The 5,041-nt window shown below is 37.9% G+C and carries 8 protein-coding genes; all 8 read right to left on the bottom strand.

Features of this window, described 5'->3' with window-relative positions; genetic code table 11:
- Positions 1 to 647: 647 nt before the first annotated feature.
- The gene (locus tag KKC46_08000) at positions 648 to 1,073 is read right to left on the bottom strand and encodes a type II toxin-antitoxin system VapC family toxin (GenBank protein MBU1053758.1); all 426 of its coding nucleotides are present in this window, start codon (positions 1,071 to 1,073) and stop codon (positions 648 to 650) included.
- Positions 1,067 to 1,348, bottom strand: a complete 282-nt coding sequence (locus KKC46_07995) for a type II toxin-antitoxin system Phd/YefM family antitoxin (protein ID MBU1053757.1) — start codon at positions 1,346 to 1,348, stop codon at positions 1,067 to 1,069. The genes KKC46_08000 and KKC46_07995 overlap by 7 nt, the downstream gene beginning before the upstream one ends.
- Positions 1,349 to 1,823: 475 nt before the next feature.
- On the bottom strand, positions 1,824 to 2,042 hold the full coding sequence (locus KKC46_07990) for a type II toxin-antitoxin system HicA family toxin (GenBank protein MBU1053756.1): 219 nt from the start codon (positions 2,040 to 2,042) through the stop codon (positions 1,824 to 1,826).
- Positions 2,035 to 2,262: a type II toxin-antitoxin system HicB family antitoxin gene (locus KKC46_07985; protein ID MBU1053755.1), complete on the bottom strand. Its 228-nt coding sequence runs from the start codon at positions 2,260 to 2,262 to the stop codon at positions 2,035 to 2,037. The genes KKC46_07990 and KKC46_07985 overlap by 8 nt, the downstream gene beginning before the upstream one ends.
- A gap of 516 nt (positions 2,263 to 2,778) precedes the next feature.
- On the bottom strand, positions 2,779 to 3,249 hold the full coding sequence (locus tag KKC46_07980) for a PIN domain-containing protein (protein ID MBU1053754.1): 471 nt from the start codon (positions 3,247 to 3,249) through the stop codon (positions 2,779 to 2,781).
- The gene (locus tag KKC46_07975; protein MBU1053753.1) at positions 3,246 to 3,470 is read right to left on the bottom strand and encodes a hypothetical protein; all 225 of its coding nucleotides are present in this window, start codon (positions 3,468 to 3,470) and stop codon (positions 3,246 to 3,248) included. Before KKC46_07975 ends, KKC46_07980 begins: the two co-directional genes overlap by 4 nt.
- Positions 3,471 to 3,874: 404 nt before the next feature.
- Entirely contained in the window at positions 3,875 to 4,282 is a 408-nt protein-coding gene (locus KKC46_07970; protein MBU1053752.1) for a putative toxin-antitoxin system toxin component, PIN family, read from the bottom strand.
- Positions 4,279 to 4,497, bottom strand: a complete 219-nt coding sequence (locus tag KKC46_07965) for a ribbon-helix-helix domain-containing protein (GenBank protein MBU1053751.1) — start codon at positions 4,495 to 4,497, stop codon at positions 4,279 to 4,281. The genes KKC46_07970 and KKC46_07965 overlap by 4 nt, the downstream gene beginning before the upstream one ends.
- Positions 4,498 to 5,041: the final 544 nt, after the last annotated feature.

Here is a 5,041-nt window from a genome sequence, read left to right as displayed (position 1 = left end):
CTTATTGTCTAATCGGCATCCGGCCGATAGACAAATATCCTGTCCATCCTGTTGATCCTGTCTAAAACTTTATTAACAAAAAAGCAAAAGCATACCGGACAGGATTTACAGGATATGCAGGATTATTTTCAGACCACTCCAGAAGAGCGACCTTAAACATGCATCCGCTTCGCGGAGTTTGGTAAACATATCCAGTTACTAGTTACTGGCCCTTATCACTATTTTTCATCTTCTTGCTTTTATCTCTCACAGAGATCACAAAGTCACAGAGTTTTTATTACTGATTCTTTGAGAGAAGAATCAGTAATACTAATCAGCTTAACGGGAGGAGCCAAGAATATTTCAGACCCAAATGATGGGCTAACTGTTATATTTTTCTCATGAGTAAGCAGTGATAGACATTTTCAGAATTATCCTCTCAAAAATTCTGAAAAATCTTTGTGCCCTCTGTGGGCTCTGTGAGATGTTTATTCCTTACAGAATTTGCAGTTTATGATGTTGTATGGCTTATTGCCTGTACGGCTTCCGGCCGGCAAGTAAAATCCTGTACATCCTGTTAATCCTGTCTAATTAATAAACTATGTTTTCCTTTAAGCTCGACAACTCGAACAGTGGTTGGGGTTAATCATAGCTAAAAACAAATGTTTTTAACCTGTTTTATGCCAATTTAAAACACGGATACTTTCAAATAATTTGAAATCCTGAGTGTTACGTGTAACCAGAATCAGATCATTAACACTGACTATTGCTGCGATCTGACCGTCTACGAAAGATGGAGTATTTCCATGCAGGGATAGTTTGGCTCTCTGTTCTGCGTGCCATTTTGCTGCCCGCTCATCATAGGGAAGTATATCCATGTTTTTTAGTACGACATCTTCAAGATATGCTTCGAGCATATCACGCTTACGGGAAACCGGAAGCCGGAGATAGCCGTACAGAAGTTCATGCCATACCGGAGCAGCCGTTATAATCTCATTTTGATGTTTTTTGAGCATTGTCATTATGTGCTGGTTGGGATAAGCTTTCACAGGTTCGGATAAGATGTTTGTATCGAGCAGGTACTTTATCATAATAAGTCGATGTTCCGGCCTGATGAATTATCTCTGACATCATCAAATTCTTCGCCTGTGATAACTACATCTTCTTCTGCCATGCTTTCCCGCCAGGAATTCAAGGCATTATAAAAGCCTTCTTTTTTACTGTTAAGCCTTTGATAATCTTTTATTGATAATAAAACGGCAACGGGCTTGCCATGCCTGGTCAATTTAACAGCATGGCCGGTTTCTACAGAATGGATGATCGATGTCAGTTTGTTTTTGGCATCTACTATTGTATATTGTTCTTTCATAGTTATTACTCCCCCCGTTTGTTGTACAACAAGTACTTTCGGAAATAATAGCTATATTTATGGCCATTGTCAAGCCGTAAAAAAGTTTGTAAGGAACAAGCAAGGTTAAAAATGGCAGACAGGATTGACAGGATTATATCGGTTTCCGGTTACCGGTTACCAGTTGACAGTAAATTGATAAGCATAAAGTGTGTATAAACTTGTGCCTTGTATCTTTTAAATCTCTCACAGAGTTCTCAGAGTCACAGAGTTTTTTAAGAATTTTTTGAGAGGAAAAATTCTTAAAATGCTGACATGCTGCTATCGCAGGTAAGTTATATTTAAACGTTAATCAAATTCCTTTCTGCGTTTGTCTGCGCGTTAGTCGGCGGCTAATGATTCATGAGTTTTGTGCTTTCTCTTGACCCACTTGCCGTAGGTGATGGTTTATTGACTGTCCGGCTTCCGGTCGGTCAGGCAAAACATCCTGAAAATTTTAAAGGCGTTTGAGAAAATCTGCCGGATCTATTCCTGATTGGGACAATAATGCCCGAATAAGACCAGGAGCAAGTTCTTTATGATCCGGAATGGTTATTGTTGGCTTGCTTGAATGTTTCAAAATAATATGGCTACCAGTTTGACGGGCGAATTCATATCCATATTTTTTGAAAATTGTTACTGCCTTACGTCCGGATATGTTGGAATATTTACCCAACAGCGACTTCTCCTATAAAGCTTTCCTCAGGTAGAAAATATGATTTCTCGCCGTTACTTTTATCTTTTTCAACATCAAGATAAGCCTTGATTGCTTCCTTAATGTTCGTTTTTGCCTCCTCTATTGTCTTTCCTTGACTGACACAACCGACCAGATCAAGAGCATCAGCAACATAGCCTTTATAATCCGGATCATAATAGTAGTAAACTCTGTATCGCATATTAAATTACCTCGTCTTTAAGTTTATCATAAACTGCTTTGCTCATGGCTTTGTCAATAAATTTAATTATCATGTTATACTACCTTCTTACAGCTTGGGTATGTATTTGCCGCAGACAAGCGGGGACGTTCGCAGATATTATAAAGATTGTGTTTGTCTGCGCGTTAGTCGGTGGCTGAATATATTTACTGCAAATTAATCTCTCACAGGGTGCGCAGGTTTTGTCTCTCACAGAGTACACTGAGTCACAGAGTTTTTATTACTGATTCTTTTAGAGGAAGAATCAGTAATACTAATCAGCTTAACGGGATTAGCAAGAATATTTCAGACCCAAATGATGGGCTAATTGTTATATTTTTCTCATGCGTAAGCAGTGATAGACATTTTCAGAATTTTCCTCTAAAAAATTCTGAAAAATCTTTGTGCTCTCTGTGGGCTCTGTGAGATGTTTATTCCTTACAGAATTTGCAGTTTATGCAGAAATAATGCCATTCCCCTTACGAACCTACGAGCTTATTAGCTCCCCTGAATCCGGGCATTGTTGAGATAATTGCTCAAAATAAGAATCTTAATTTCCTTAATTCCAGCGAGTTTCTTGTCATTGGTTAAAAAAACATCTGCCTCTGCATATAGTGCTGTTGATATCTGAACCGCATCTACGGTTTTCAGATGGGGATATTTCCCTCGGAGAATACCTGCATTTTCGCCAATGGTTTCCGTAATAGGAAGCATTGTAAGATTCGGACCGTTTTTAAGATATATTTTAAATTGTTCTATCAGTTCGTTATTGCCTGTTTCAGCAGGTTTCGACAAGACTTCTGAAAGGGTCAGAACGGAAGTAAATGCCTGAATCATATATTTATCTATTAATTTAAATGCTTGTTTAGCAAGAGGCCCAAATTGTTCATGAGCCTCAATGAAATAAATTATAGGTGCTGTATCCAGAAAAATAGTTTTGATTTGCCCAAGTTCTTCGGGAAAGTTCATATACGCTCTTCCCTTGTCCGGTTAACATATTCCTGGGCATCTTCCCCTGACCATATACCTTTTCCAATTCCGTAAAGATCATTCCAATTCAGGGTTGTACCTTGTTTTGTCTGAACGGATCGGACCCATCTGGCAATGCGTTCGATCAAATGAATCTGCTCAGATACAGTTAATCGCATGATCTGGCTTTCTATTTTCTCTAATTTATTTGCTGTTCTCATAAAACTATCCTCACTGATTTTGATAAAAGTCTATTCTTTTACTAATATGCGGGTTGGCAAGTCGAAAAGTCAAGCTATTTCAGTAATACTAATCAGCTTAACGGGATTAGCAAGAATATTTCAGACCCAAAGGATGGGATAATTGTTATATTTTTCTCATGCGTAAGCAGTGATAGACATTTTCAGAATTTTCCTCTAAAAAATTCTGAAAAATCTTTGTGCTCTCTGTGGGCTCTGCGAGATGTTTATTCCTTACAGAATTTGTAGTTTATGATGTTGTATGGCTTATTGCCTGACCGGCATCCGCCAGGGGGAAGGCAGAATATTCTGTCTATCCTGTTAATCCTGTCTAAAAACCTTATTTCATAATTTTGCTTTTAATTTTAAAAATGGAATAACAGTTTTTAATTATCCGTGAATAGTTCTTCAAACTGGCGTGGTTTGATGATTTTTATTTTTCCATATTTCCGTAAGATCAATAAATCATCGTCACCTGTTACCAGATAGTCTGATTCTGACGACAAAGCACACTTGAGAATATTATCATCAGTAACATCGCGGCATGTTCTATTAATGGAAATTGAGGGTTGGTTGACTTCAGATGCTACTTCTTCAAGAAGCTTTATGGCTATTTCTATTTCCTGGTTTGATGCTTTGATTTTTTTCTGAAGAAATTTTCGAAATTCTTGCAAGATAAAAGGGCACAGAATTAATGAAAACTCATTGTGACGTGCCCTTAGTAGGAGTTTGGCACATAATCCTTCAGTGAGGAATGCAGCTATTAATACGTTAGTATCAAAAACCGCTTTCATGAAACAGTTTTGAAAACATCATCTTCCGTTATAAATCCGGCTTTCTTAGCTTTGACAGAAAGTTGTTTTCTCGTTTCCTTGAATTTAATTTCCCATAAGTATTTACTTAGTGACTCTTTTAAAATATCGCTTTTATTTCTTCCCGTAATCTTGGCGTAATTATTCAATTCCTTTGCCATCTGTTCCGGCAGACTCAAAGATAATACATGTCTCATTTTCCCACCTCCTGTATTACAATACACTGCAATGGCACTTTTTGTCAAATGAAACCATGGGTGAAGATGCTATCGAAATAGCAACTTGTCGGACAGGATTAACATGATTAATTTCAGGCCGCTCCGGAAGAGCAGTCTGAAGCATGCATCCGCTTTGCGGAGTCTGGTAAACACATCCAGTTACTAGTTACTGGTCCTTATCACTATTTTTCATCTTCTTGCTTTTGTCTCTCACAGAGATCACTGAGTCACAGAGTTTTTATTACTGATTCTTTTAGAGGAAGAATCAGTAATACTAATCAGCCTAACGGGATTAGCAAGAATATTTCAGACCCAAATGATGGGCTAATTGTTATATTTTTCTCATGCGTAAGCAGTGATAGACATTTTCAGAATTATCCTCTCAAAAATTCTGAAAAATCTTTGTGCTCTCTGTGGGCTTTGCGAGATGTTTATTCCTTACAGAATTTGCAGTTTATGCAGAAATAATGCCATTCCCCTTACGAACCTACGAGCTTATTAGCTCCCCTGAATCCGGGCATTG

It is taken from the genome of Pseudomonadota bacterium (assembly GCA_018817425.1).
Lineage (GTDB): Bacteria > Desulfobacterota > Desulfobacteria > Desulfobacterales > RPRI01 > RPRI01.
The sequence above is the reverse complement of the archived record's forward strand: the minus strand, read 5'-3'. Positions and strand labels throughout refer to the sequence as shown.

Bases quoted from the DNA above. Each gene is read 5' to 3' on its own strand.
- KKC46_07965 (MBU1053751.1), bottom strand. From the start codon at position 4,497: ATGAGACATGTATTATCTTTGAGTCTGCCGGAACAGATGGCAAAGGAA.
- KKC46_07980 (MBU1053754.1), bottom strand. From the start codon at position 3,249: ATGAACTTTCCCGAAGAACTTGGGCAAATCAAAACTATTTTTCTGGAT.
- KKC46_07970 (MBU1053752.1), bottom strand. From the start codon at position 4,282: ATGAAAGCGGTTTTTGATACTAACGTATTAATAGCTGCATTCCTCACT.
- KKC46_07995 (MBU1053757.1), bottom strand. From the start codon at position 1,348: ATGAAAGAACAATATACAATAGTAGATGCCAAAAACAAACTGACATCG.
- KKC46_07975 (MBU1053753.1), bottom strand. From the start codon at position 3,470: ATGAGAACAGCAAATAAATTAGAGAAAATAGAAAGCCAGATCATGCGA.
- KKC46_07985 (MBU1053755.1), bottom strand. From the start codon at position 2,262: ATGCGATACAGAGTTTACTACTATTATGATCCGGATTATAAAGGCTAT.